Source organism: Maricaulis sp., assembly GCF_017642925.1.
In the GTDB taxonomy this organism is placed as follows: Bacteria; Pseudomonadota; Alphaproteobacteria; order Caulobacterales; family Maricaulaceae; genus Maricaulis.
The window spans coordinates 21,878-44,607 of the sequence record NZ_JAEPOL010000026.1 but is presented as its reverse complement, the minus strand read 5'-3'; the positions used below and the strand labels follow the sequence as shown (position 1 = coordinate 44,607).

At 66.1% G+C, this 22,730-nt stretch carries 16 protein-coding genes and 1 pseudogene; 7 read left to right on the top strand and 10 right to left on the bottom strand.

Annotated features, from left to right (window positions below; all coding sequences use genetic code 11):
* Together JJ918_RS16275 and JJ918_RS16270 are read right to left on the bottom strand one after the other, a co-directional pair.
* Positions 1-2,637, bottom strand: a pseudogene (locus JJ918_RS16275) (hypothetical protein); the annotation flags it as partial.
* 384 nt (positions 2,638-3,021) lie between these two features.
* Positions 3,022-3,708, bottom strand: a complete 687-nt coding sequence (locus JJ918_RS16270; protein ID WP_291889705.1) for a lysoplasmalogenase — start codon at positions 3,706-3,708, stop codon at positions 3,022-3,024.
* A gap of 67 nt (positions 3,709-3,775) precedes the next feature.
* On the opposite strand from JJ918_RS16270, the gene JJ918_RS16265 reads away from it, so the two are divergent.
* Positions 3,776-5,020 (top strand): alpha/beta hydrolase-fold protein, encoded by a 1,245-nt coding sequence (locus JJ918_RS16265; RefSeq protein WP_291889704.1) that lies wholly within the window; start codon positions 3,776-3,778, stop codon positions 5,018-5,020.
* A gap of 3 nt (positions 5,021-5,023) precedes the next feature.
* Here the strand turns inward: JJ918_RS16265 and JJ918_RS16260 are convergent, their stop codons facing one another.
* Entirely contained in the window at positions 5,024-6,322 is a 1,299-nt protein-coding gene (locus JJ918_RS16260) for a trypsin-like serine protease (RefSeq protein ID WP_291889702.1), read from the bottom strand.
* A gap of 190 nt (positions 6,323-6,512) precedes the next feature.
* On the opposite strand from JJ918_RS16260, the gene JJ918_RS16255 reads away from it, so the two are divergent.
* Positions 6,513-6,938, top strand: coding sequence for a hypothetical protein (locus JJ918_RS16255; protein WP_291889700.1), 426 nt, complete (start codon positions 6,513-6,515; stop codon positions 6,936-6,938).
* Here the strand turns inward: JJ918_RS16255 and JJ918_RS16250 are convergent.
* From JJ918_RS16250 to JJ918_RS16225, 6 genes are all read right to left on the bottom strand, one after another.
* A complete protein-coding gene (locus JJ918_RS16250; RefSeq protein ID WP_291889698.1) occupies positions 6,935-7,759 on the bottom strand; it encodes a PhzF family phenazine biosynthesis protein in 825 nt (274 codons plus the stop codon). The genes JJ918_RS16255 and JJ918_RS16250 overlap by 4 nt on opposite strands.
* 6 nt (positions 7,760-7,765) lie before the next feature.
* Positions 7,766-8,605, bottom strand: a complete 840-nt coding sequence (locus JJ918_RS16245) for a thioredoxin family protein (protein WP_291889695.1) — start codon at positions 8,603-8,605, stop codon at positions 7,766-7,768.
* Between the two features lie 96 nt (positions 8,606-8,701).
* The gene (locus JJ918_RS16240; protein WP_291889693.1) at positions 8,702-10,486 is read right to left on the bottom strand and encodes an ABC transporter ATP-binding protein; all 1,785 of its coding nucleotides are present in this window, start codon (positions 10,484-10,486) and stop codon (positions 8,702-8,704) included.
* A 327-nt stretch (positions 10,487-10,813) separates the two neighbouring features.
* Positions 10,814-12,511 carry a methyl-accepting chemotaxis protein gene (locus JJ918_RS16235; RefSeq protein WP_291889691.1) on the bottom strand — a complete coding sequence of 566 codons (1,698 nt, stop codon included), beginning with the start codon at positions 12,509-12,511 and terminating at the stop codon, positions 10,814-10,816.
* Positions 12,512-12,772: 261 nt separating this feature from the next.
* Entirely contained in the window at positions 12,773-13,699 is a 927-nt protein-coding gene (locus JJ918_RS16230) for a thioesterase family protein (protein ID WP_291889688.1), read from the bottom strand.
* Positions 13,700-13,728: 29 nt separating this feature from the next.
* Positions 13,729-14,157: a Fur family transcriptional regulator gene (locus tag JJ918_RS16225; protein WP_291889685.1), complete on the bottom strand. Its 429-nt coding sequence runs from the start codon at positions 14,155-14,157 to the stop codon at positions 13,729-13,731.
* A gap of 114 nt (positions 14,158-14,271) precedes the next feature.
* Here JJ918_RS16225 and JJ918_RS16220 point away from each other — a divergent pair, with 114 nt between their 5' ends.
* The 4 genes from JJ918_RS16220 (at position 14,272) to JJ918_RS16205 (ending at position 20,416) form a co-directional block, all read left to right on the top strand.
* Complete coding sequence (locus tag JJ918_RS16220; RefSeq protein WP_291889683.1) at positions 14,272-16,425, top strand: TonB-dependent receptor; 2,154 nt, start codon at positions 14,272-14,274, stop codon at positions 16,423-16,425.
* Positions 16,426-16,560: 135 nt separating this feature from the next.
* On the top strand, positions 16,561-17,181 hold the full coding sequence (locus JJ918_RS16215; RefSeq protein WP_291889680.1) for an OmpW family protein: 621 nt from the start codon (positions 16,561-16,563) through the stop codon (positions 17,179-17,181).
* Positions 17,182-17,348: 167 nt separating this feature from the next.
* Positions 17,349-18,134 carry a SapC family protein gene (locus tag JJ918_RS16210; RefSeq protein ID WP_291889677.1) on the top strand — a complete coding sequence of 262 codons (786 nt, stop codon included), beginning with the start codon at positions 17,349-17,351 and terminating at the stop codon, positions 18,132-18,134.
* Positions 18,135-18,292: 158 nt separating this feature from the next.
* Positions 18,293-20,416 (top strand): protein-disulfide reductase DsbD, encoded by a 2,124-nt coding sequence (locus JJ918_RS16205; protein ID WP_291889674.1) that lies wholly within the window; start codon positions 18,293-18,295, stop codon positions 20,414-20,416.
* Here JJ918_RS16205 and JJ918_RS16200 read toward each other — a convergent pair.
* Entirely contained in the window at positions 20,413-20,892 is a 480-nt protein-coding gene (locus JJ918_RS16200) for a hypothetical protein (protein WP_291889671.1), read from the bottom strand. The two genes, JJ918_RS16205 and JJ918_RS16200, sit on opposite strands and share 4 nt — an antisense overlap.
* A gap of 186 nt (positions 20,893-21,078) precedes the next feature.
* Here JJ918_RS16200 and hisS point away from each other — a divergent pair, with 186 nt between their 5' ends.
* Complete coding sequence (gene hisS / locus JJ918_RS16195) at positions 21,079-22,563, top strand: histidine--tRNA ligase (protein ID WP_291889668.1); 1,485 nt, start codon at positions 21,079-21,081, stop codon at positions 22,561-22,563.
* The last annotated feature ends 167 nt before the right edge of the window (positions 22,564-22,730 follow it).

Sequence of the window (22,730 nt, the reverse complement as noted above, 5' to 3'; positions counted from 1 at the left end):
GCCCAGCGCGACGGCATAGTCGGCCGAAGCTTCCGCAAACGCCCCCATCGCCACGGCGCCGAAGCCCGTCGCATCGGCGTCATTGCCGCCGGCGAAGGAGAATTCCCCGTCGGCCAGAGCACTCTCGCCGAGCGCGGTGGCATTGGCGGCCGAGGCTTGCGAGCCCTGGCCGATCGCCACGGTGTTCTCCGCGATTGCCGCAGCGCCTTCGCCGATGGCGGTTGCATCATCGCTGTCGGCGATGGCGTTTGCACCCACAGCTGTCGCCTCGCTGGCGTCAGCCAGGGCGCCATTGCCCAGCGCGGTTGCATCAAAACCGCTGGCTGTCGCCGCCCCGCCCAGGGCGGTCGACCATTCGCCCGACGCGATCGCTTCATTGCCGACGGCGACCGCGTCGACTTCCGTCGCTGCCGCGCTCTCGCCGAGCGCAACTGCCCACTGGGCTGAGGCTTCGGCCCCCTGGCCCACTGCGAGCGTGTTTTCGGCCGTCGCCAGCGCGCCTTCGCCGATGGCGGTGGCATCATCGCTGTCGGCGGTGGAATTCTCGCCGATGGCGGTCGACTGTCCGCCGGTGGCCAGGGCGTTCATGCCGAAGGCCGCCGAGTCGGCACCCGTCGCCTGGGCGCCGCCGCCAATGGCCGTGGATCCCGACGCGACAGCCCCGTCACCGATGGCGACGGCGCCGGTATTGGAGGCCTCGGAGTCGCGGCCGATCGCGATCGCGCCTTCCTCGCTGGCATCGGCATTGGCGCCGAAGGCGAGCGCATCGACGCCCGTGGCCGAGGGCAGGCCGCCGGCCGAATTCACGGCCGTATAGACCGAACTGCCGGCAGCCACGGTCAGAGCCGCGATGTCGGAGGTATTCTGCGCGACGGCCTGGTTGACGGTGTAGAGCTGCCCGCCGGTCACCGCGTCGGTGGAGCCGGACGCGATATCGCCGTCGGCGACGTGCACGATCTGGCGCTCGCTGCCGGAGGAACCGACCGACACCGTATTGGCCTCGTTGGCGATCGAGCCCGAGCCCAGGGCGACCGTATTGATGGCGCTTGCCTCCGCGGCGAAGCCGATGGCGACAGCGTTTTCGTTACTGGCGGTCGTGGCGAGACCGACCGCGGTGGAGCGCTGGCCCGACGCCGTCGCATTGTGCCCCAATGCGGCGGTGTAGGAGTTCGAGGCCGTGGCGCCGCTGCCCAGGGCAATCGCATCCAGACCGGTCGCGCTGGCCTCTGTCGATGCCGAGTTGACGACCAGATAGTCACCGACGCCGGACGCGGCCAGCGTCGCGATGTCCTGCTGGACATCGTAGAGCTGCCCGCCCGTCACTGCATCCGTGGAACCGGATGCGATGGCACCGTCGGCGACATTGACGATCTTGCGCTCATTGCCGGAAGAGCCGACCGAGACGGTATTGACCTCGTCGGCGACCGAATTGGCGCCCAGGGCGACGGAGTTGATGGCACTTGCGTCGGCAAACCAGCCGAGCGCCAGGGCGTTCTGCTCGCCGGCGCTGGCCGCGAGCCCGAATGCTGCAGCCCGGTCTCCGGCCACCGTGGAATTGAATCCGATTGCGGTCGAGTACGTGCCCGACGCAGAGGCGCCTTCGCCGATCGCGATGGCTTCATCGCCCGTCGCGCTGGCAGTGCCGCCGGTGGAATTGACCGCGAAATAATCGAGTTCGGCCGTGTTCGCCGCCACATTCTGATTGGTGGTGTAGAGCTGGCCGCCCGTCACCGCATCGGTCGAGCCGGAGGCGATATCGCCGTCGGCGACGTTGACGATCTGGCGCTCATTGCCGCTGGAACCGACGGAGACGGTATTCGCTTCGTCGGCGACGGAGTCCGCGCCGATGGCGACAGCGTCGATCGCGGTCGCCCGTGCTGCTTCGCCCAGAGCGATGGCGCCGGCTGCACTGGCCTCCGTGGGTGTGAGCACGCCCGTGTAGGAGCAGTCTTCGCTCATGCCGAGGGCAATGGCACCGTCGGCGCTTGCAGTTGCGAAACAGCCCAGGGCGATGGACTGGCCGCCGCTCGCCTGACTGTGCACGCCCATCGCCATCGCGTTGTCTCCGATTGCGTCGGCGGAGAAACCCATCGCGATGGCCCCGGTCTGGCTTGCCTTGGTAATATATCCGACCGCCACCGCCCCCGAGCCGCTCGCATCCGCACCGACGCCGCATTGCGTCGAATCGGCTCCGTCGCCAACCGCACAGTCCGGCGAGACATTCGCCGCCAGCGGAGCGACAATGCCCGCGGCGGAAGCGGCGGTGGGTTTGGTTGTTACCGGATCGGACGGGGCGGCAGGCGCCTGAGCGGCAAAGCCCTCGGTCGTTACATCGAGTGCCCCCGATGCGCTAAGCTGGGCGAACAGCTGGCAGCTGGCGAGCTCGGCGTCGGACTGGCTGCAGAACTCACCGATCGCCTGCGCCAGGATGAGGGTCTGCAAACGGCTCTGCTCGACCTGCCGGTAGAGCGCTTCTTCGCGCGGCGAAAGCCGGGTTTCCGCCTGTTCCAGCGTTGTGCCCTTGCTGCCGGTCCGGAACGTGTCCTTGTCCGCCGGCATGTCGGCCAGTGCCGGTCCGGCCAGAAATCCGGCCAGGATGGTGGTGAGAGCTGTTCCCGAAATCAGGTTGGTGCGCATGATGTCCCCCGCACAATCCGGCGCGCCATTAACCCGCCGTTAACTTTTCCAATCCGGACGAACGCAATCCTTGCGCCAGCAGGCGCCTGACCGTCAGGCGTCTACCCGGTCGCAGCCCCGCAGAGAGGATACGGCCGGGTCCGGAGATTGTCTGCTTTGTGTGGCGCGTCCTCGCGAAATATCGCGCAAACCGGCTTGTCAGGCTTGCATGGTCTCTCGCCGGACGTGCCGTCCCGTCCCAGTCCCGCCGGCGGCGTTGCCGGCCGGGAAACTAGAGCGCAAGCGGGGCGTCTTGTCACCGGAATACCGGCATTCTTCGCCGTTTGCGCGAGTACAAAGTGGGGTGTCGCTGCTAGATTGTACCGGAATGGTGCGCACGCCACGCTAGGCTTCGCTGCGGACCTTTGCGGATTTTCCATCCAGCGCCAGTCCCAGCGCGATGCCGGCCTGGCCGAGATAATAGGTCACCCACACCACCGGTCCGGCCCATTCCAGATGCCCGGTGAAGAGGCGCACCGCGAGCACGCTGTCGGAGACGAGGAAGAGGAGGGCGCCAGCCGTGGCCAGTGGTGGCACGCGGCCGATCACGGCAAGCACGGTCATCACCAGGATGATGCCGTTATAGATCGAGGCCGGCAGCTGGAGATCGCCGAAATAGGGCTGCAGCCAGCCCAGCATCACCACGCCATAGGCGGCCAGGGCGAGGGCGGCGATCCGGCTCCAGCCGCCGCGGCCGCCGCTTTCCAGCCGGATGCGGGCGAACAGGAAGATGTAGACCAGATGGCCGAGGCCGAAGGCGGCAATGCCCAGCGGCAATTGCGAGGGCTCCAGCGCCAGGAAGATATCGCCCAGCGATCCCAGGAAGAGACCCAGCGCCAGGATGCGATGTCCGTGGATAAGGGCGAACACGGCCAGCAGCACGATGCCGGCGGCCTTGATCGCCACATCGGCGGGGTAGGGGGCGGAAAGGCCAAAATCGTCAAACAGATAGGCCAGGGCAAACAGGACCGACAGGATCAGGATGATCTGCGAGCGGCGGTCGCCGGCCAGCGTGCGAAGCGTGGATGTCATTGCCTGTCTCCCCTCAAGGCTGCAACAGGCTAGACTGGCCGGCGCGGCGGCAAAAGGTCTGATTGGCATGTGGGCAAGATGGGGATGGGGTCTGGTCGCGCTCGCCCTGTTGTGCACGGCACCCCTGCGTGCCCAGCCGCCGCAGGCCGTCGCCACCGCGGTCGCGATGCTCGACGAGCGCCCCCATGCCGGCGAGGAGGCCTGGCGCGATCTGTCGGCCCATGGCCTGCCCCTCATCGAACCGCATCCCGATGACGATACGCTTGCGCGCGTCACCTTCGCCTTCAAGACGGCACCTTCGGTCCGCGGCGTCCGGCTCGACAGCGTCATCGCCGCACCGCACGCCCGTCAGCCGGTCACCGATTATGTCGAGGACTTCACCCTGCCGCTCCAGAGCATCGGCGGGACGGGTATCTGGTGGATCACGCTGGACGTGCCGCGCGAGATCGAGGCGGTCTATTCCTTCCTCGTCTTCGACGGCGAGCGCTGGCAGCGCCGGTCCGATCCGCACAATCCGCGGCATCTGCGCGGATCCGGCGCCGAGGCCGTCCTGCGTCTCGACCGGGCGCCCGACCTGGCGCCGCAGCGGCCCTGGCCGTCACGCCGCCAGCGCGAGCCGGAATTCCTCTTCGTGGAGAGCGCCGCCCTGGACAGACGTGTCACTTTGCAGCTCTTCCGCAACCCGAATGCGACCGCTATGTCGCCCTTATTGGTCATCTATGATGCATTTCTGTGGGGCGTGCGCGCCCCCGCCTGGGAGATCGCGGCCAACCTTGCGGCAACAGGTGAAATCCCGCCGGTGAACCTCGTCCTGGTCGACCAGCTCGACCCGGTCAGCGAGACCCGCCGCTATGACGACCAGGTCCGTTTTCTCGCCGACGAACTCCTGCCTGCACTGGCGCAGCAGGGCCTCGAACCGGCGCCGGGCCAGGTATTTCTGGCCGGCGCATCCCGCCGCGGCCTCGCCGCCGCCCGCGCCGCGCTGCAGCGGCCGGAGGCGTTTGGCGGCGTGATCGCCCTGTCGGGCTCATTCTACTGGGCGCCGGAGGGCGAGGCGGCGGAATGGCTGGGCCGGGACCTGCCGCCGGCCGGGCCTCGGGCGCCGCGTTTCTACCTGGCGGCCGGACAGCTGGAATATGTCGAGACCAGCACGAATGGCGGCCATGTCATGCTGGACACCAACCGCCGTTTCGGCGACGCTCTGACCGCCGCCGGTTATGAAGCCCGGCTGGCGATATTCTCCGGCGGGCACGACATCGCCGGCTGGCGCCACGCCCTGGCAGACGGCCTGGTCGCCCTGTTGGGCGAGTAGCCGCTATTTCGGCGGCTTGCCGGGACCGCGCGGGCGGGGGCTTTCATTGCCGATCCGGCCGGCGATGAAATCGTCCAGATAGGGCAGCCAGCCTTCCGAGCGCGTGGCGATATAGATCATCGGACCGCCGGGGTTCGAGCGGAAATTCGAGTCCGTCGCGACGATGAAATACTCGTCGCCCTCGCGCACCATGAAGGGCGAACCCGAGTCGCCGCGGGTCGTGTCGCAATTGTGGGCCATGGTATTGTCGTTGAAGACCTCGACCATGTGGCAGCCCAGATTCCCGGACAGGTGGGCGCCGGTATCCCAGCTATAGCCAGCCTGGAACAGATCAGCCGACAGTGCCCGCCGGGACCCGAGTGTGTCGATCAGACCGCGGGCTCCGACATGGCCCAGCTCGGCACCGAGCGGCCGGTCGATGCGCAGCAGCGCCCAGTCGGTCCCGTCCAGATCATCGGTCGAGGAAAAGCGCTCCTCGTCCCAGTCGGGCGAATTGAAATAGTCGATCACCCGCGCTTCCAGCGCGCCGCCGGCGCGGTCAAAGGCGGTACGGAAGACACCGCGCGCATCCAGCCGACCGTCCTCGCTGATACAGTGCGAGGCGGTGATCAGAACCGTCTCGGCGACCAGTGTCGCGGTGCAGGCGCCGCCGGCGTCGAAATCGACCTGGCCGATCACGGTCCAGGGGAAGACCGAGGTGTCCATGAAGACACGGTCGTCATGGCCGAAATAATGGTCATTGATCCCCATCGGACGGTCGCGGCCGATACAGTCGGCGCGGTCGGTGCGTTCGGCGCAGGTGCCGTCACCGACGCCGGGCTCGTTGCACACGCCGTCGAAGGCGGTTTCGCAGCTGTCATTGCGGAAGCGCAGATTGATGATCTCGCCGCAATCATTCAGATCCGTGGCCTGGGTGCAGGCGCCGGTGCCGAAACCGGGCTCGTCGCACTCGCCATCATTGGCCCAGCGGCAGGAATTGTCCTCGACGCCTTCCACAATACGCCAGCAGTCGGAATAGTCCGTGCCGCGCTCACAGGCGCCGGTGCCGATGCCGGGGTCGTCGCATTCGCCGTCATTGGCCCACTGGCAGGTGTCATCGCCGGAATACCGGCCGGCCGCCGGTGTGGCGCCGGGCTTGGGCGGCTTGCCCTGAAGCCAGCGGGACAGGTCGCGGCTGGACAGGCGTTCCGCGTCCGGTGAGGGCGCTCCGGCCAGAGCCGGCTCGTCCCGCACGTCCTGGGCAGCCGCCAGCGGCGAGACAGCAAACAACAAGGCAGCAGCAATCCAGACGCGACGTTTCATGACTTTCCTGTCCCCCAATGTGCTCAGGCGCTTATCTGCCAGTTCTGCGGCAAAACCAAGCGTCACCCTGCCTATCAGAGCGCCACAAAGATGACCGTCCCCTGAACAGGGCATTCAAGGCAGGTTCGGGCGCACTGTGGCTGTATGGCGGACGAGGAGGGCACCGACCTGACAGGAAAGGACTGAGATCATGATCGGTATCAAGACCATAGCCGCTGCCCTGGCACTTTCGACCGTTGGCAGCATTTCCGTTGCCGGCGCTGCCCAGGCAGACACCTGGGTGCTCAACGCGTCGGCGTGCCCCGACTTGCGCGAAGACCGCCGCGACCGCCGCCACAATTCGGGCCGGGGTGACCGGCGCGAAGACTACAGGGACAGCCGGGTGATCGATTGCCCGCCGCGTGCCTGGCGCTATGAAGCCCCCCGCTGGGAGCGCAATTACGGCCATCCACGCTATGAGCGCAGCCGTCACGCTTCACCCGGCCTGGTCTACCGTTCGCGCGATGGTGGTTTCTACGTCGCCGACCGTTATGGCCGCCGCCAGTGGATCGATGTGCGGATCGAGTATCCGCGGGGCCGCGGCCACCGCTATGACCGCCCGCATCGGCGCTACTAGGCGTCCGGCAGGGTGATCGCACCGTCCAGATAGCGGGGCGCGTGACCGTGGAAGGTGACGCGCCCTGCGGCCGGTTCCACCTCGAGCCGGCCGGGGCGGGGGCCGATCTGGCGGGCTGTCAGACGGGTCTCACCCAGGCGATCCGCCCAGTAGGGCGCGAGCGAACAGTGAGCCGAGCCGGTGACCGGGTCTTCGTCTACGCCTGAAGCCGGCGCAAAGAAGCGCGAGACGAAATCGACGGCGTCGCCGGGCGCAGTGATGATCACATTCTTGCCGATGGTGCGAAGCTGTCCGAGATCCGGGCGGGCCTCGCGCACGGCATCCTCGTCCGCGAGAACCCACATCTGGTATTGCGCACCGTGAATGCGTTCGATGTCGAACACCGCATCCACTTCGTGCGCCGAAAGCCCGAGCGCATTGCGGGTCGGGGTGTCCTGCCTGCCGTCATGAAAGCCGATCTGCGGCAGGTCCATGGTGAAGCCGGTCGCGCTCCGGCTGACACTCAAGGGGCCGGAACGCGTCTGGAAATGCGCGGTCTCGCCGCGCACGGCACCGGTTTCCAGCAATACCGCGCCGGCGGCAAAGGTCGCGTGGCCGCACAGATCGACTTCGACCACGGGCGTGAACCAGCGCAGATCCCACTGGTCCTTGCCGCGCGGGACGACGAAGGCTGTTTCGGACAGATTGTTGGAGTTGGCGATACCGGCGAGGACCGCATCAGACGGAAAGGCGTCCATCACGCAGACACCGGCCGGATTGCCGCTGAACGGAATGTCCGCGTCGGCGAAGGCGTGGATTTCGTAGTAGGGCAGGCGGGTCATGAAGCGTTACCAGACAGAGGAGACATGCGGCTCGAAATCGAGTGCGAGATCGGGTTCGTCGGCATCCAGCGCCGCCACGGTCTCGATGGTCACAGGGGCATCGCCGGCACGGGTGCTCAGCGCTTCGGCGACCAGGCTGCGGGCGCGCGACTGCAGCCGGCCGATCTGGCGCGGCAAGGCCCGGCGCCAGGCTTCGACCTCGGCATCGAGTGCATCGAAATTCTCCGGCCGTTCGGAGGCCGGTGCGGCCCGCCAGGCGGCGATATCGCGATAGGCTCCGGCGAGGCGGGCTGCCTCCTCGTCCTCGAATACCTCGATTTCCAGCAGCATGGCCTGATAGGTCAGCGAACCCTCCAGCAGGCCGGCAGAGGCCGGACCCTGATCCGCCCATTTGGCAAACCAGGCACGCGCTTCCTCGACCGGTGTCGAGGCGGCGCTCGACCAGTCATTGCGGGCCTCGCGATTCAGCAGGACTTCCTCTTCGGGATCGACGACCAGGACGGTCGGCGTGGCATAGAGCGCGGCAATGCCGAAGCGGGCAGCGACGTCCTGGTTTTCATTGCGCCAGTCCACATCGATGAAGCGCGTCACATAGGACTGTTCCAGCGTGGCGGCGAGCTCGGGGTCCTCGAAATGATGCGCCAGTCCGCGGCTGTCATGGCACCAGTTCGCACCGAGCACGAGCAGCAGGCGCTTGTCCTCGGCCCGGGCCTGCGCCAGCGCGGCATCGACCACCGGCATGGCGTCGTAGTTGCCGTCGAAAGGCTGCGGATGATCGTCCTCGGCCGCGGCGATAGCGGGCATGAGAAAAAGCAGGAAGCCGAGCACGGCGGCAGTGATGCGCATGGATCGAACCTTGTTGCTGAGCGCGGCCAGCAAAGCACGCGCCGGAGGCCGGGACCAGCGCGGTGACCATCCTTCCCGCTATCGGGGAGGATGGTGCTAGCCCGCAGCCAGTGCCGCCAGACGGGCATAGATCCCGTCATCATTGGCGGCCAGCTCGTCATGCGTACCCTGTTCGACCACACGGCCGCGATCGAAGACCAGGATGCGGTCGGCATCGCGGATGGTCGACAGGCGGTGGGCGATGAGGATGGTCGTGCGGCCGGCCATCACCGCCTCCATCGCTGCCTGCACATCGCGCTCGGTCTCGTTGTCGAGACTGGAGGTCGCCTCGTCGAGAATGAGTACGGGTGCATCGGCCAGGATCGCCCGGGCAATCGCCACGCGCTGGCGTTCGCCGCCTGAAAGTTTCACGCCCCGCTCGCCGACCAGCGTGTCATAGCCCTGGGGCAGGCGCCGGATGAAGGCGTCGGCATGGGCGGCTTTCGCGGCCTCGACGACCTCGTCCAGGGAACAGCCCGGCCGGCCATAGGCGATATTCTCCGCGATCGAGCGGTGGAACAGCGCCGGATCCTGGGGCACCAGGGCGATATGGCGGCGCAGGCTGTCCTGACGCACGTCGCGCACATCCTGGCCGTCGATGATCACACAGCCATCGTCGACATCGTAGAGACGCTGGACCAGCTTGACGAAGGTCGACTTGCCCGAGCCCGTCGGGCCGACCAGTGCCACCTTCTCGCCGGGCCGGATCGCGATCGAGAAATCGCTGTAGAGCGGGCGATCCTGGCCGGCATAGGTGAAGTCGACATGGTCGAAGCGGATCGCGCCCCTGGACGGGCGGAAGTCCTGCGCATCCGGACGGTCTTCGACTTCGTTTTCCTGCAGGTCGAAAATCGCCAGGTCCTGGATCTCGTCCATGCTTTTCTGGACCTGCTGCACCTGTTCACCGAAGCGCCGCATATAGCCGGCCACGATCATGTAGGCGGTCAGCGCCGCCGTGACATCGCCGGCCGTCGCCGCGCCGCGCGACCATTGCCAGACCAAGAGGCCCACGAGGGCGGCCTGCATCGACAGGTCGGTGACAATATTGACCAGCCAGGAATTGACGAAGCGCAGCCAGGTCTTCTTCGCCTCGGCACGCCAGCGCCAGGCAAGCGCGTGGAAACGTGTGTCTTCGCGGCTCTCCGCGCCGAAAGCCTTCACCGTGGCAATGCCGCCGACCGCGTCGGCCAGCGCGCCGCCGATCTGGCTGTCCAGCGCGTTCGAGCGGATATTCTGCGGGCGGATGTAATAGCGGCTCAGCACCAGGGTGGACGTCACGAAAGCGGCCATCACGCACAGCACGACGAGGCCGACCAGCGGCCAGCGGAACGCCATCACCGCGGCGATACCGAGCATGACCGCCACCGACGGCGCGACGCCGAAAATGATGTTCATGGTCAGATTGTCATAGGCCCACATGCCGCGCGTCACCTTGCGCACGACCGAGCCGGCGAAGGTGTTGGCGTGCCAGTCCAGCGAGAAGCGCTGCACCTTGGAAAAGGCTTCCGAGGTCAGGTCGGCCATGTTCGCCGAGGAGAAGGGCACTTCGCAGCGCGAGGCCAGCTGGCGGAAGGCGTAGAACACGACCGCCACGCCCAGATAGAGCGCGAAGGCGGGCCAGGGCGTCCCGGCATCCGGACCGGCCGCCAGCGTGTCGATCAGGCGGCCTGCGGCGAGCGGGATCATCAGTTCGGTGATCGTCGCCAGCGTCATGAAGCTGATCATACCGGTCAGCAGCCACGGGCGGCGGGCCCACTGGCGGCCGAGATAGGCCAGAACCTGGGTGTTCTTCAGCTCGCGCGTACGCGGCGTTTCATTTTCGTCGTCGAGAAAGTCGGACATGGCAGCGTCGGAGCCCCTTTGTGGAGGGTGGGGCGATCCGTCCTCATGAACTTGATCATCTGGGAAAAGCGAAGGTCGGGCGCAATGGATAACCCGTGGACCGTTCCCGCATCGCGCGGGTCGGGCTGTCGACGGGACCAGGCAGCGCGCCGGCTACCTGCTTTCCTAGATGGATCGAGTCATGGATCTGCTCACTTGTGCCGATTGATCCGGGTGGGCTGGGTAGCCGCTCGCGCCGGCAAGGGCAAGTTTCGCCGGCGCGCTTTTCGCGTTTGAAGGGAGAAGTGTGGCCTGCCGGGCACAGGGGGAGGGGAACCCAGTGCCCGGTCAGGCCGCTTCCACGGCCTGGAGATAGCGCTGTATCTCCGACCGGATGCTGGAGCTCTGGCGGGACAGTTCTTCCGCCGTGCCGGCCACCTGGCAGGCAGCGGCAGAGGTCGAACTGGCGGCCGTTTCGAGCATGGTCACGGAACGGTTGACCTCTTCGGTCCCGGCCGCGGCCTCGTGAACATTGCGGTTGATCTCGTCCGTCGCGGCGGTCTGCTGTTCGGCGCCGATGGCAACGGCGGCAGAGATTTCCGCGACTTGGCCGACCACGTCGTGGATGGCCTGGATGGCGCCGACGACGTCCTGCGTGCTCTGCTGGATGGTACGGATCTGGCCGGTAACGTTGGCGGTCGCCTGTTCGGTCTGCTCTGCGAGGTTTTTCACTTCTCCGGCGACGACGGCAAAGCCCTTGCCGGCTTCACCGGCACGCGCGGCCTCGATGGTGGCGTTGAGAGCGAGCAGTTTGGTCTGTTCGGTCACGCTGGCGATCAGGACGAGGACGTCTTCGATCTCGCGGGCGGCCCCGGCCAGACCGTCGATCCGGGCGAGCGCCTGGGAGGTGCGGCTGGAAGCGGTTTCGGAAATCTCGGCACCGCGGCCGATCTGGTTCGAGACCTCGCGGATGGCCGCAGCGAGTTCCTCGGTGGCGGCGGCAACGGTCTGCACATTGGACGAGGTCTGCACCATGGTGGCCGACACGCTCTGGGTCTGGGCATTGCCCTCTTCCGCCGCGGTCGCCATCGAGCTCGCCGTGGCTTCCAGCTCCTCGGCTGCGCTGGCCAGGGTGGCCATGGATATCTCGATCTGGGCCTCGAAGGCGTCGGTCAGTTCCTTGACCGTTGCGGCGCGTTCCAGCTCGCGGCGGGCGTTTTCCTGATCCTTGCGGATCTGCTCGACACGCTCGCGCGAGACGGTGATGAAGTGCTGCAGCGTGCGGTTCAGCGCGCCGATCTCGTCGCGCCGGTCGATCCCGTCGACCCGGACATCGAGATTGCCTTCTGCGACACGGGTCAGATTGCCGACAACGCGATCCAGCGGCTGCACGATCTGGCTGCGGCTGATGATGTGGGCGAGGGCAAAACCGCCCAGCGCCGAGATGAGGCTGACCGCAATCATCGCGATGCGGACCGACTTCATGGTCGCTTCCGCATCGGCGCTAAGCTCGACACCGCGATGGTCGGCGTGCTCGATATAGGCCTCTATGGCACTGCGCAGCTCGACAATCGTGTCGTCGGAGCCGTGTACCGCTGTCAGCAGGGCGCGGTGCTCTTCGCTCATTTCGATTTCGCCGATTTCCTCGGCGGTACGGATAGAGTTTTCCATGTCTGCGAGATAAGCGGTGTAGGCGCGCTCGATCCGGTCAAGCATGCGTGCCTGCTCGGGAGAGGCGGTCGCGCGGGCTTCCGCCAGCAGATGCTCAAAGTCTTCCCCGCTTTCAAGAACATGGGCCCGGGCGCGCTGGATATGCCCCGGGTCGATCGCCGCCTGGTATTCAGTCCGGTTGAGATCGATCGCATCCTGTCCGAGATGGCCGCCCAGATTGATCTGTACGGCCAGTTCCTCGATCGCGAGCGCGTCGTGCTCGACGCGGTTGAGGCTGACAATACCGATCGTGGAGACGGTTGCGATGGCCGCCACAAGAAGGCCGGTGATCGTGAGGATTTTGGTGGCGATGGACAGGTCGGAAAACCGGAACATGATGTCTCCTTGGCTCGCAATCGGCCTGGAGGGGGCAGCAGATGCCAGATTGCCCAGCCCGCCAGTCCCCGAAAGCGTGCGCGGTAACAGGTCTCGATCGGCACTCCCGGTGTCGACCTGAAGTCGTTAGGCGCACTTTTAGGGAAAGGCGATGTATAAGGAATTCGTTGCGGTTAAGGGTCGGGAAACCCTTGTGTGCAAGAGATCGGGCGCGCATCGAAGCGTTAGCAGTTCATTTGCCAAAAGTTGTGGTCTGAGCGTTCAGGCTTCCAGCCCGTCGATGCAGGCGGCCTCGAGCGCTTCCCGGATTTCCGGGGAGGCGGGCAGGAGCTTACGGGCGCCGAGGTCCATGGGGGCGGCGACGCCCTCCATCGTCCACCACGGACGTCCGGTCTGCGGTTCCAGCACCCAGTGAACGAGATTGCGAACCTTGGGGCCGGCCGATTTGAGCCCCGAGCGCACGACGAAACCGTCCCCGGCCCGTGCCCAGCGCCAGGGCCGGATCCGGCACTCCAGCAGCGCCGAGCCGACATTGCCGCCGCCGCCCTGGGCATGCATCGCGTACTCTTCGGGGAAGGCGGCCGCCAAATTGGTCACGCTGTCGGAAATGCGGCCGAGCAGGAATTCCAGCCGCATCCGGCCGAAGGCATCCATCTCCTCCATGCAGAAACGGCCGCGCCCGATCTGCTGCAAGCCCAGCGCGTCGGCCCTTGCCAGGCTGGCGTCGGTCCCGGGACGGGCATCCAGCATGATGCCGCGCGGAGCCGCATAGTCCGGACAGTCGACGGCGAGCCGGTCGGCCCGGCTGGCAAAGCGCCGCGGCCAGGCAAAGTCGCGCCCGTCCTGGGGCGAGGCATGGCCCAGCACGATCCGGAAGCTCGCCGCCGGCACGCCCGATCCGGAATGGCGCATCACCAGCATCGCGGTCGCGCCGGACGCATCATGATCCAGAAGGCCGCCTTCGATATAGACCGGCGCGCCGGGGTGGGCCTCGGCGAGGAAGCGGATATGGATGTCGCGCGCGATCAGCGTGGCCAAGGCATCGGCGCGATGGACCGGATTGAGCCCGGCCTCCTCGGCCAGATTGGCGACAGCCTGGGCAGCCTTGGCGAGATAGAAGCGCACATTCATGTGCCCCAGCTCGTCGCATTCCCAGGCATTCACGGTGCCGCGCCAGAGTTCGATCATCGCGGGACGTCCCGGTCCGGATAAAAGGGTCAGTGCCTGCAGTTGGCGCAATGGCCGAAATGTTCCACCACCGAACGTTCGATCACGAAGCCGTCGGGCATGTTCACCGGATCCGGTGCGCCGTGCCTTTCCTCCACCGATCCGCAATCGGAACAGATGAAGAGTTCGGCGCCGCCATCGTCATGGGCGTGGGAACAGCCGACGAAGGCATTGAGGGCCTCGACCTTGTGCACCAGCCCCGCCGCCATCAGGAAATCCAGGGCACGGTAGACCGTCGGCGGCTTGGCAGCGCCCGGCCCGGGTTTGAGCGCCTCGAGCAAGTCGTAGGCCTTCACCGGAGCGTCGGCTTCCAGAACAAGTTCAAGCACACGGCGGCGCACGGGCGTCAGCTTTTCGCCCCGCTCGGTGCAGTGGCTTTCGGCGGCCTCAAGGGCCCGGATCAGAGAATCGCGAGTCATCTGACAGATATTTAATCGCAGTCCCGCCGTTTTCACACCCCGGGGGATTGTCGCATCAAGGATGTTATAATATCACCACTCGCAATTGTGTTGTTATTACGTTGCGGGGATGCCATGCGTAACCTTCTTGCCTCCACCAGCTCGCTGCTCGTGCTCGGTCTTGTGACCGGCGCGCCGGCGCTGGCGCAGACTCACACCGACGGCGATCGTGAAGACGCCGATGTCATTGTGGTGACGTCGCAGCCGCTGGGCGTGACGGCCGATGAGGTTGTCGGCGGTGTGGAAGTGGTCGACCGGCGCCATCTCGAAGATAATCTGTCCGGATCCCTGGCCGACACGATCGCGCACGAGCCGGGCGTTTCGACGACCTATTTCGGTCCCGCCGCCAGCCGTCCGGTGATCCGCGGCCTCGGCTCCGACCGGGTGCGCGTTCTGGTCAATGGCGTCGGCCTGATCGACGCGTCTACCAACTCCCCCGACCACGCGGTGGCATCCGAGGCGCTTGAGGCGGAAAGCGTGGAAATCCTGCGCGGCCCGGCCGCCATCGCCTATGGCGGCGGCGCGATCGGCGGCGTCGTCAACGTGATTGACGGCCGCATTCCCGAAGAGCGCGCCGAGGACGGTCTGGATGGCCGCTTCTACGCGTCGATGACATCGGTCGATGAAGGCGAGACGGCCGCCGGCCGGGTCCGCTTCAACGCCGGCGAGTTCGTCATCAACCTGGAAGCGCTCACGCGGACCGCCGACAATTACGACATCCCCGGTTATGCCGAGTCCGATCTGTTCCGCCTGTTCGAGGAAGCCGAGCACGAGCATGAAGACGAGGATCACGAAGACGAAGATCATGACGAGGATCATGATCACGAGGAAGAGGAGCATCCCTACGGCACGGTCGAGAACTCCCGCCTCGACTTCTCCTCGGCTTCGGCCGGTATCTCCTGGGTCGGCGAGAACGGTTTCTTCGGCTTTGCCGTGAAGCAGTCCGATGCGCTCTACGGCGTTCCCGGTCATGCCCACGCGCATGAAGAAGAGCACGAAGACGAGGATGAAGATCATGACGAGGATCATGATCACGAGGACGAAGGGCACGATCATGGCGATGTCCGTATCGATCTGACCCAGACGCGGTATGACCTGCGCGGTGAGTGGCGCGATCTGGGCGAACACATCGAACGCGTCCGTTTCTCCTTCGGCGTCGGTAGCTACGAGCATGTCGAGCTGGAAGGCGATGAAGTCGGCACCCGCTTCACCAATGACGGCTGGGAAGGCCGGCTCGAGGCCCGTCACACGCCGATCGAACTGTGGGGCGGCAGCTGGGAAGGTGCAGCCGGCCTGCAGGCCTTCAACCGCGACTTCGAGGCCGCCGGCGAGGAAGCCTATGTCCCGCCGTCCGAGACGTCCGACTGGGGCCTGTTCATCGTCGAGCGCTGGGATCGCGAGAGCTGGGGCCTTGAAGGCGGCCTGCGCCTGGAGACACGCGAGCTCGACACGCCGACCGAAAGCCGCGACTTCGATACGCAATCCTTCTCGGGTTCGGTTTTCGTCCGCCCGGTTCGCGACACTTTCCTGGCCCTGACCCTGTCGTCCAGCGAGCGCGCGCCGACGGATGTCGAACTGTTTGCCGACGGTCCGCACGTCGCAACCCGCTCCTACGAGACCGGCAATCCGGCGCTGGACGTTGAAAAGGCTCTGTCGGCAGAAATCACCGCGCGCACCACGATCGGTGAATGGGAGCTGGAAGGCTCGCTCTTCCGCGCCGACTATGACGGCTTCATCGCATCCTTCCCGACAGGGGAGGAAGAGGATGGCTTCCCGGTCTATGAATACCGCCAGGAAGACGCCGTGCTCAGCGGTTTCGAGGGCCGTCTCGAAGGGCCGCTCGGCTCGGTCGGCGTGTTCGACCTGTCCGGCGAGCTGACCGGCGAATATGTCCGCGGCGAACTCGATGACGGCGGCAACCTGCCGCGCATCCCGCCGCTCTCCTTCACGGCCGGCGTCACGGCCAGCACGGCGCGTCACGATCTGCATCTGGAAGCCGAATGGGCCGACGTGCAGGACGAGACCGCCATCGAGGAGCTGAAGACCCAAAGCTATGTTCTGGTAAATGCGCGCTGGACGATGGAACCCTTCGACGATCGCGGCATGCGCATCGTGCTGGAAGGCCGGAATCTGACCGACCAGGAAGCGCGTGTTCACACCTCGGTCCTCAAGGATCTGGTGCCGCTGCCGGGCCGTAATTTCCGGGCCGCTCTCGTCCTCGATTTCTGATCGGCGTCCCTCTGCCCGACGCCCTGCGTCAGCCTGCCGCGCGGCAGGCTGACGCGCGGCGAAACGCGCACTTCAGACACGCGCGAAGTGGGTCCAGAAAGTCCTCAAGTTTTCTAGGGACGAAAGGACAGACCCATGAAACGCCTCCTTCTGAGTGCCATCGCAACCAGCCTTCTCGCTGCCGCTCCTGCCGCCGCCGAACAGGGCGACTGGCTGATCCGTCTGCGCGGCTTGCACGTCATGCCGAACGAAGGTGCCACGATCGATCCGATCGGCGGCGATGTCGACATCGACACCTCGATCGTGCCGGAACTGGACATCTCCTACTTCATCCAGGAAAACTGGGCCGTCGAGCTCATCCTCGGTGTGACGCCGCACGACGTCTCCGCCGTCGGCACAAGCGTGGGCAATGTCGACCTGGGCGACGTCACCCTGCTGCCGCCGACCCTGACGCTGCAATACCATTTCAATCCGGCCGGCAAGGTGCGGCCCTATCTCGGCGCCGGCGTCAACTACACCACCTTCTTCAACGAAGACCTGCCCAACGGGTCCGCGCTGTCGACCATCGACTATGACGACAGCTTCGGTCTGGCCGCCCAGGCCGGCCTGGACTACGCGCTCGAGAATGGCTGGCTGGTCAACTTCGACGTGAAGTACATCGACATCAATACCGACGTTCTCATTGACGGCGCGATTTCCGCCGACGTCGATATCGATCCGGTGATCTTCGGCATCGGCATCGGCCGGACCTTCTAGGCCGGACTTTCCAGGATCTCGCGATCCTTATTGCGAGTGCCGGGCCCGTCTCCCTCCGGGCCCGGCATTTTTCTTGCGTGCAGTTTGTCGATCTGCCTGCGCCGATGCGTTGCCGCATCTGGGCATATCCGCTATCTAGCGCCCAAAGAACTGAAGGGGTTTGTTCCATGGCCGATGCACCCGCCACCGAGCCGCGTCTCACGGGTTCCGTTCCGCTCTACAAGAATGTGGAGCCGCTGAACCGGCAGAAGCACAAGAATTACGGCGTCAAGACTGTCGCCAATCCGTTTTCCTTCCTGAAAGACTGGCATTTCGTGCCGGCCATCAGCCCGGAATTCTCGTTTGCCTGCGGCAGCTATCCGATCATCTTCCTCGGCGAGCGCAAGATGCCGGTGCTGGTGATGGGGCTGCGCCAGGGCTCGAACGTGTTCGTGACCGGCGAAGGCCAGTTCGACAACGAGCACTACATTCCGGCCTATGTGCGCCGCTATCCGTTCGTCAGCGCGACGAACCCGAACGACCAGGCATCGACGGTCTGTGTCGACCTGGATGCCGAGTTCGTCGTGTCCGAAAACCCGGAGCGCCCCTTCTTTGACGAGAAGGGTGAGCCCACCGACTACACCAAGCAGGCGATCGATTTCGTGTCGGCTTTCGAGAACGATGCCCGCGCGACCGAAGCCTTTGTGGAGCGCCTGATCGCGCTCGACCTGCTCGAGCAGAAAGACGTCAAGGTCGCCAACCCGCAGGATCCGCAGAACCCGGTCACGGTCGCGGAATACTGGGGCGTTTCCAACGAGAAGTTCGCGGCTCTGCCGGCGGCCAAGCTCAAGGAAATGATGGACAATGGCGACCTGACCGCTGTCATGTCGCACCTGATCTCGCTGCAGCGCTGGGATCGCATCCTGCGCCGTACGTCGCAGCTCGGCCAGGCCCAGGCTCCGGCCCAGGCCTGATCGGACCACCGCGTCCTGAACAAGACGGCCGTGCCCTATGGGGTGCGGCCGTTTTGCATTTTTACATCACCATTTCGGGAGCCCGGTTCGAACTGAACCGAAATCCGCCTATATCGGTGTTTCGAAAGGGTCATCGGCCATCCTGCGAGGTTCCGTCCATGCGTTTCGTCCTGTTCGTCCTGATACTGCTCGGCCTGGGGGGCAGGGCAGACGCCCAGCCGGCCTGGGCCAGCGGTGAACCGATTGTCGAGGCGCGCCTCGTTTCCGAGCTGTCGCAGGCCGAACCCGGACGCACCTTCCATATCGGCCTGCACCAGGTCATGCCGGAAGGCTGGCATACCTATTGGCGCAATCCCGGCGACAACGGCCTGCCCGTCGAGATCGACTGGACTGCACCGGCAGGGGTAAGCATCGGCGAGATTGTCTGGCCCGCACCGATCGAACTGCCGCTGACCGACGAGATCATGGACTATGGCTACAAGGGCGAGGTCACTCTGCCCATGCCGGTCACGATCGATCCGGGCTTTGCCGGCGACAGTGTCACCCTGGTGGCCGATGCAACCTGGCTGGTGTGCGAGGATATCTGCATTCCCGAGGAGCGTACGCTGGAACTGACCGTGCCGGTGGGGGGCGCGTCCGAACGCGACGAAGCGGGATACTGGACGATACGCGCTGCGCTCGACGCCGAACCGATGCCGGCCGACGATCTCGATGCGCAGATGGGGCTGACCTCCGGCCGTGTCGTGCTCGATCTGGGCGGCGGTGATCTGGTCCGCGAAGCCGTCGAGTGGCGCAATCTGCGTTTCTTCCCGCACGAAGCCGGCCTGATTCGTCATGCCGGACCACAGGAGGTCCAGCGCGATGGCGAGCGTGTTCTGCTGGTCATGGAGCCGGGCTATGCGGCCGAGGACAAGCTTCAGTCAGCCCGCGACGGGGTGCTGTCCTACGAAGTGAATGCCGGCGGGCGCTGGCAGCGCCACGCCGTTGCGGTGTCTCCCGAACCGGCCAGCCGGACGCCGGCCATCGCAGTGGCCAATACAGGAGGGGCGGCCGAAGGCAGCCTGCCGCCCAGCCTGCCCTGGCTGTTCGTGCTCGCTTTCGGCGGCGGCCTCATTCTCAACCTGATGCCGTGCGTCTTCCCGATCCTGTCGATCAAGGTGCTGAAATTCGTCCAGGTCGCCCATTCCGACGCCGGACAGGTGCGCCAGCAGGGTCTGTTCTTCCTGGCCGGCGTGCTCGCCAGTTTTGTCGGCCTTGCGGCACTGCTGGTCGGGCTGCGCGAGTTCGGTCTGCCGGTCGGCTGGGGCTTCCAGCTGCAGGTGCCGGTCGTGGTCGCCGTGCTGGCGCTGCTGCTCTTTGCCATCGGTCTCAACCTGCTCGGCGCCTTCGAATTCGGCACCCGGCTGATGGGGCTGGGCTCGGGCCTGACCGAGAAACCGGGCTGGCGCGGCGCCTTCTTCACCGGCGTGCTGGCCGTCGTCGTGGCGGCACCCTGTGTCGGACCGCTTGCCGCCGGTGCGCTGGGGCTGGCCCTGACCCAGCCGACGCCGGTCGTGCTGGCCGTGGCGGCGGCGCTCGGGCTCGGCCTGGCCGCGCCGTTCGTGCTGTTCAGCTTCTTCCCGGCCATGCTGCGCGTCCTGCCCCGGCCCGGCGAATGGATGGTGGTCTTCCGCCAGGCGCTGGCCTTCCCGATGTTCGCCTCGGTGATCTGGCTGCTCTGGGTGCTGTCGATCCAGTCCGGCCCCACAGGCGTCCTGCTCGCCGGGATCGCCATGGTCGCGCTGGGGCTGGCCGTATGGGCCAATCGCGGCAATGGCGCCGTCTGGAAGTCGGTCGCCTTTGTGGCCCTTGTCATCAGCGTCGCGAGCACGGTCTGGGTGGCACGCATCCCCGAGGCTGCAGCTCAACAGACCGCATCCGGCAGCGAACGTTTCGAGCCCTGGTCACAGGCACGGGTCGAGGAATTGCGCGCCGAGGGCCGCGCGGTCTTCGTCGACGTCACGGCGGCCTGGTGCGTCACCTGCCAGGTCAACAAGCTGCGCGTGCTGCACACCGAAGACATCCAGGCCGCGTTCGACCGCTTCGACGTTGCGCAATTGCGCGCCGACTGGACCAATCGTGACGAGACGATCGCCGCGCTGATCGCCGAGCATGGCCAGGCCGGTGTGCCGCTCTACCTGCTCTATCCGGCCAGTGGCGGCCCGGCGCAGGTGCTGCCGACGGTGCTGACGAAATCGGGACTGGAACAGGCGCTCGACCGGGCGTCGCGCCGCAACGGCTAGCCGGCGCGGCTGGCGGCCGGGCAGCTGGCGGGCAGTTCGATCCCGCTCAGATCGGCATCGCTGTCGACGGCCGGGGCGATCTCGCTGGCATCGCGCATCAGGTCGGCCAGGGCCGAATAGATGTGCGCCTGTTCGGCGGCTGTCTCGGCGGCGTTCAGGGCGCCCAGACGGCGTTCTGCGTCGGCTGACATGCCGCGGAAGATGCAGCGCAGATCGACAGGGCCTCCCGCTGCATCGATCTGCCGGCTCAGCATCAGGGCTTCGACGGAGAACTGCTCCAGCTCGAAGCCGAACGGATCCTCGATATCCAGCGGATGGGCGGGCGCGGCCGGGCGTTGCGCGGCGGCTTGCGACCGCGCCGAAGCCTCACTGCCCAAGCGGGCGGCGAAGTCGGCAAAATCCTGTCCCGGTCCGGCATGGGCATGAGCGCCGAGCACGGTCGCGGCGAGGGCGGCGAGCAGGATCTGGCGCATCATGGTACGGCTCCGGTTGCGATCGCTGTGATCTTGGCAGTAAGGCCTTGATTTCCCGTGAACGTGTCGCAAATCCCGGACCAGTCCTGCTATCACGGGTTCACAGAGCGCCGTTTGGTATGGAAAACAGCGCTGTCAGGCGCGCAGGGCCCGGGGCGATCCCGGCCCGCCCGCATCCGGAGAGACACCATGAGCAAGCAGAAGACCTTCCGTCCGAAGGCCCGCCGCCCGCGCGGTTTCGAGGATCGCACCGGTTCGACCCTGCGGGTCGAGCGGCATCTGGTCGAGTGCGCAAGCCGGGTCTACGACGATTGGGGATTCGAACCGCTGATGACGCCGGCTTTCGAGTATGCCGATGCGCTGGGCAAGTTCCTGCCGGATGAGGAACGTCCGAATGAGGGCGTGTTCGCGATGGAGGATGATGACGGCCAGTGGATGGCGCTGCGCTATGATCACACCGCACCGCTGGCGCGCTTCGTCGCCGAGAATTTCCAGGATCTCAACAAGCCCTATCGCCGCTATCAGGCAGGCGATGTCTGGCGCAATGAAAAGCCGGGTCCGGGCCGGTTCCGCCAGTTCGTGCAGTGCGATGCCGATACGGTCGGCTCGTCCAACCCGGCTTCCGATGCGGAGATGATCGCCCTGGCTGCCGAGGTGATGCGCGAGGTCGGCCTGAAGGACGGCGATTATGTCATCCGCGTCAATGACCGGCGTGTGCTCGACGGCGTGCTGGAAAGCATCGGTGCATCGGAGCCCGACCGCCGCATGCGCGTGCTGCGCGCCGCTGACAAGCTGGACCGGTTGGGCCGCGAGGGCGTGGCGGCACTGCTGGGCGAGGGCCGCAAGGACGAGTCCGGCGACTTTACCGAAGGTGCGAAGCTGGACACGGCCGGTATCGACACCGTGCTGAATTTCCTGGACGCCACTGGCGGCAGCCGCGAGGCCGTGATCGCGCGGCTGGAGCCGCTGGTGGGCGCGTCGGAAACCGGCAAGGCCGGGCTCGCAGCCCTAGCGGAAATCCACGCCGTCCTCGGCGCCATCGGCGTCGACGAGACGCGTGCGGCCTTCGATCCTTCGATCGTGCGCGGTCTGGGCTATTACACCGGTCCCGTCTTCGAAGCCGAGCTGCTGGCCCAGGCCACCTATGAGGATGGCAAGCCGATCCAGTTCGGCTCGGTCGGCGGCGGCGGGCGCTATGACGATCTGGTCGCCCGCTTCACCGGTCAGGCCGTGCCGGCCACCGGCTTCTCCTTCGGTGTCAGCCGCTTTGCGGCGGCGCTCTCCGCACTCGGCCTGACGGGCGAGGCGGCGGAAAAGCCGCTGATTATTGTCGTGGCGTCCGAAAAGGACCGTTCGGCCGACTATCTCCGGATGGCGGCCGAACTGCGCGCGGCCGGTTTCCGGGCCGAGGCGTTTGTCGGTGGCGGAAACATGGGCAAGCAGATGAAATATGCCGACCGCCGCGGCGCCGTGGCCGCCGTGATTGTCGGATCCGAAGAGCGCGAGCAGGGTCTGGTCACGATCAAGGACCTCAAGCTGGGCGCGCGTCTGGCAGCGGATATCAGCGATAATCGTCAGTGGAGGGAGGAACAGCCCGCCCAGCAGACGGTCGCCCGGGATGCCTGGATCGCTGCAGTCAAAGAGGTTTCCGGCCGCGACCGCGCTCAGGGCTGATTGCGGTAAACTGCGGATGGCTGCGACAAAACGTCAAACATTGGGGTTGACGTAACTCGGTGGCCACGTAAACGTAGGCACAGGACACGGACCTGACCGTCCTGTCCCTTTGGCGTTTCGGGGAGGAGACGCCCTTTATCGACCAACCGTTATCTTGAGGCTGGCCC

Coding starts and splice junctions, on each gene's coding strand:
- JJ918_RS16270 (WP_291889705.1), bottom strand. CDS start 3,708: ATGACATCCACGCTTCGCACGCTGGCCGGCGACCGCCGCTCGCAGATC.
- JJ918_RS16265 (WP_291889704.1), top strand. CDS start 3,776: ATGTGGGCAAGATGGGGATGGGGTCTGGTCGCGCTCGCCCTGTTGTGC.
- JJ918_RS16260 (WP_291889702.1), bottom strand. CDS start 6,322: ATGAAACGTCGCGTCTGGATTGCTGCTGCCTTGTTGTTTGCTGTCTCG.
- JJ918_RS16255 (WP_291889700.1), top strand. CDS start 6,513: ATGATCGGTATCAAGACCATAGCCGCTGCCCTGGCACTTTCGACCGTT.
- JJ918_RS16250 (WP_291889698.1), bottom strand. CDS start 7,759: ATGACCCGCCTGCCCTACTACGAAATCCACGCCTTCGCCGACGCGGAC.
- JJ918_RS16245 (WP_291889695.1), bottom strand. CDS start 8,605: ATGCGCATCACTGCCGCCGTGCTCGGCTTCCTGCTTTTTCTCATGCCC.
- JJ918_RS16240 (WP_291889693.1), bottom strand. CDS start 10,486: ATGTCCGACTTTCTCGACGACGAAAATGAAACGCCGCGTACGCGCGAG.
- JJ918_RS16235 (WP_291889691.1), bottom strand. CDS start 12,511: ATGTTCCGGTTTTCCGACCTGTCCATCGCCACCAAAATCCTCACGATC.
- JJ918_RS16230 (WP_291889688.1), bottom strand. CDS start 13,699: ATGATCGAACTCTGGCGCGGCACCGTGAATGCCTGGGAATGCGACGAG.
- JJ918_RS16225 (WP_291889685.1), bottom strand. CDS start 14,157: ATGACTCGCGATTCTCTGATCCGGGCCCTTGAGGCCGCCGAAAGCCAC.
- JJ918_RS16220 (WP_291889683.1), top strand. CDS start 14,272: ATGCGTAACCTTCTTGCCTCCACCAGCTCGCTGCTCGTGCTCGGTCTT.
- JJ918_RS16215 (WP_291889680.1), top strand. CDS start 16,561: ATGAAACGCCTCCTTCTGAGTGCCATCGCAACCAGCCTTCTCGCTGCC.
- JJ918_RS16210 (WP_291889677.1), top strand. CDS start 17,349: ATGGCCGATGCACCCGCCACCGAGCCGCGTCTCACGGGTTCCGTTCCG.
- JJ918_RS16205 (WP_291889674.1), top strand. CDS start 18,293: ATGCGTTTCGTCCTGTTCGTCCTGATACTGCTCGGCCTGGGGGGCAGG.
- JJ918_RS16200 (WP_291889671.1), bottom strand. CDS start 20,892: ATGATGCGCCAGATCCTGCTCGCCGCCCTCGCCGCGACCGTGCTCGGC.
- hisS (WP_291889668.1), top strand. CDS start 21,079: ATGAGCAAGCAGAAGACCTTCCGTCCGAAGGCCCGCCGCCCGCGCGGT.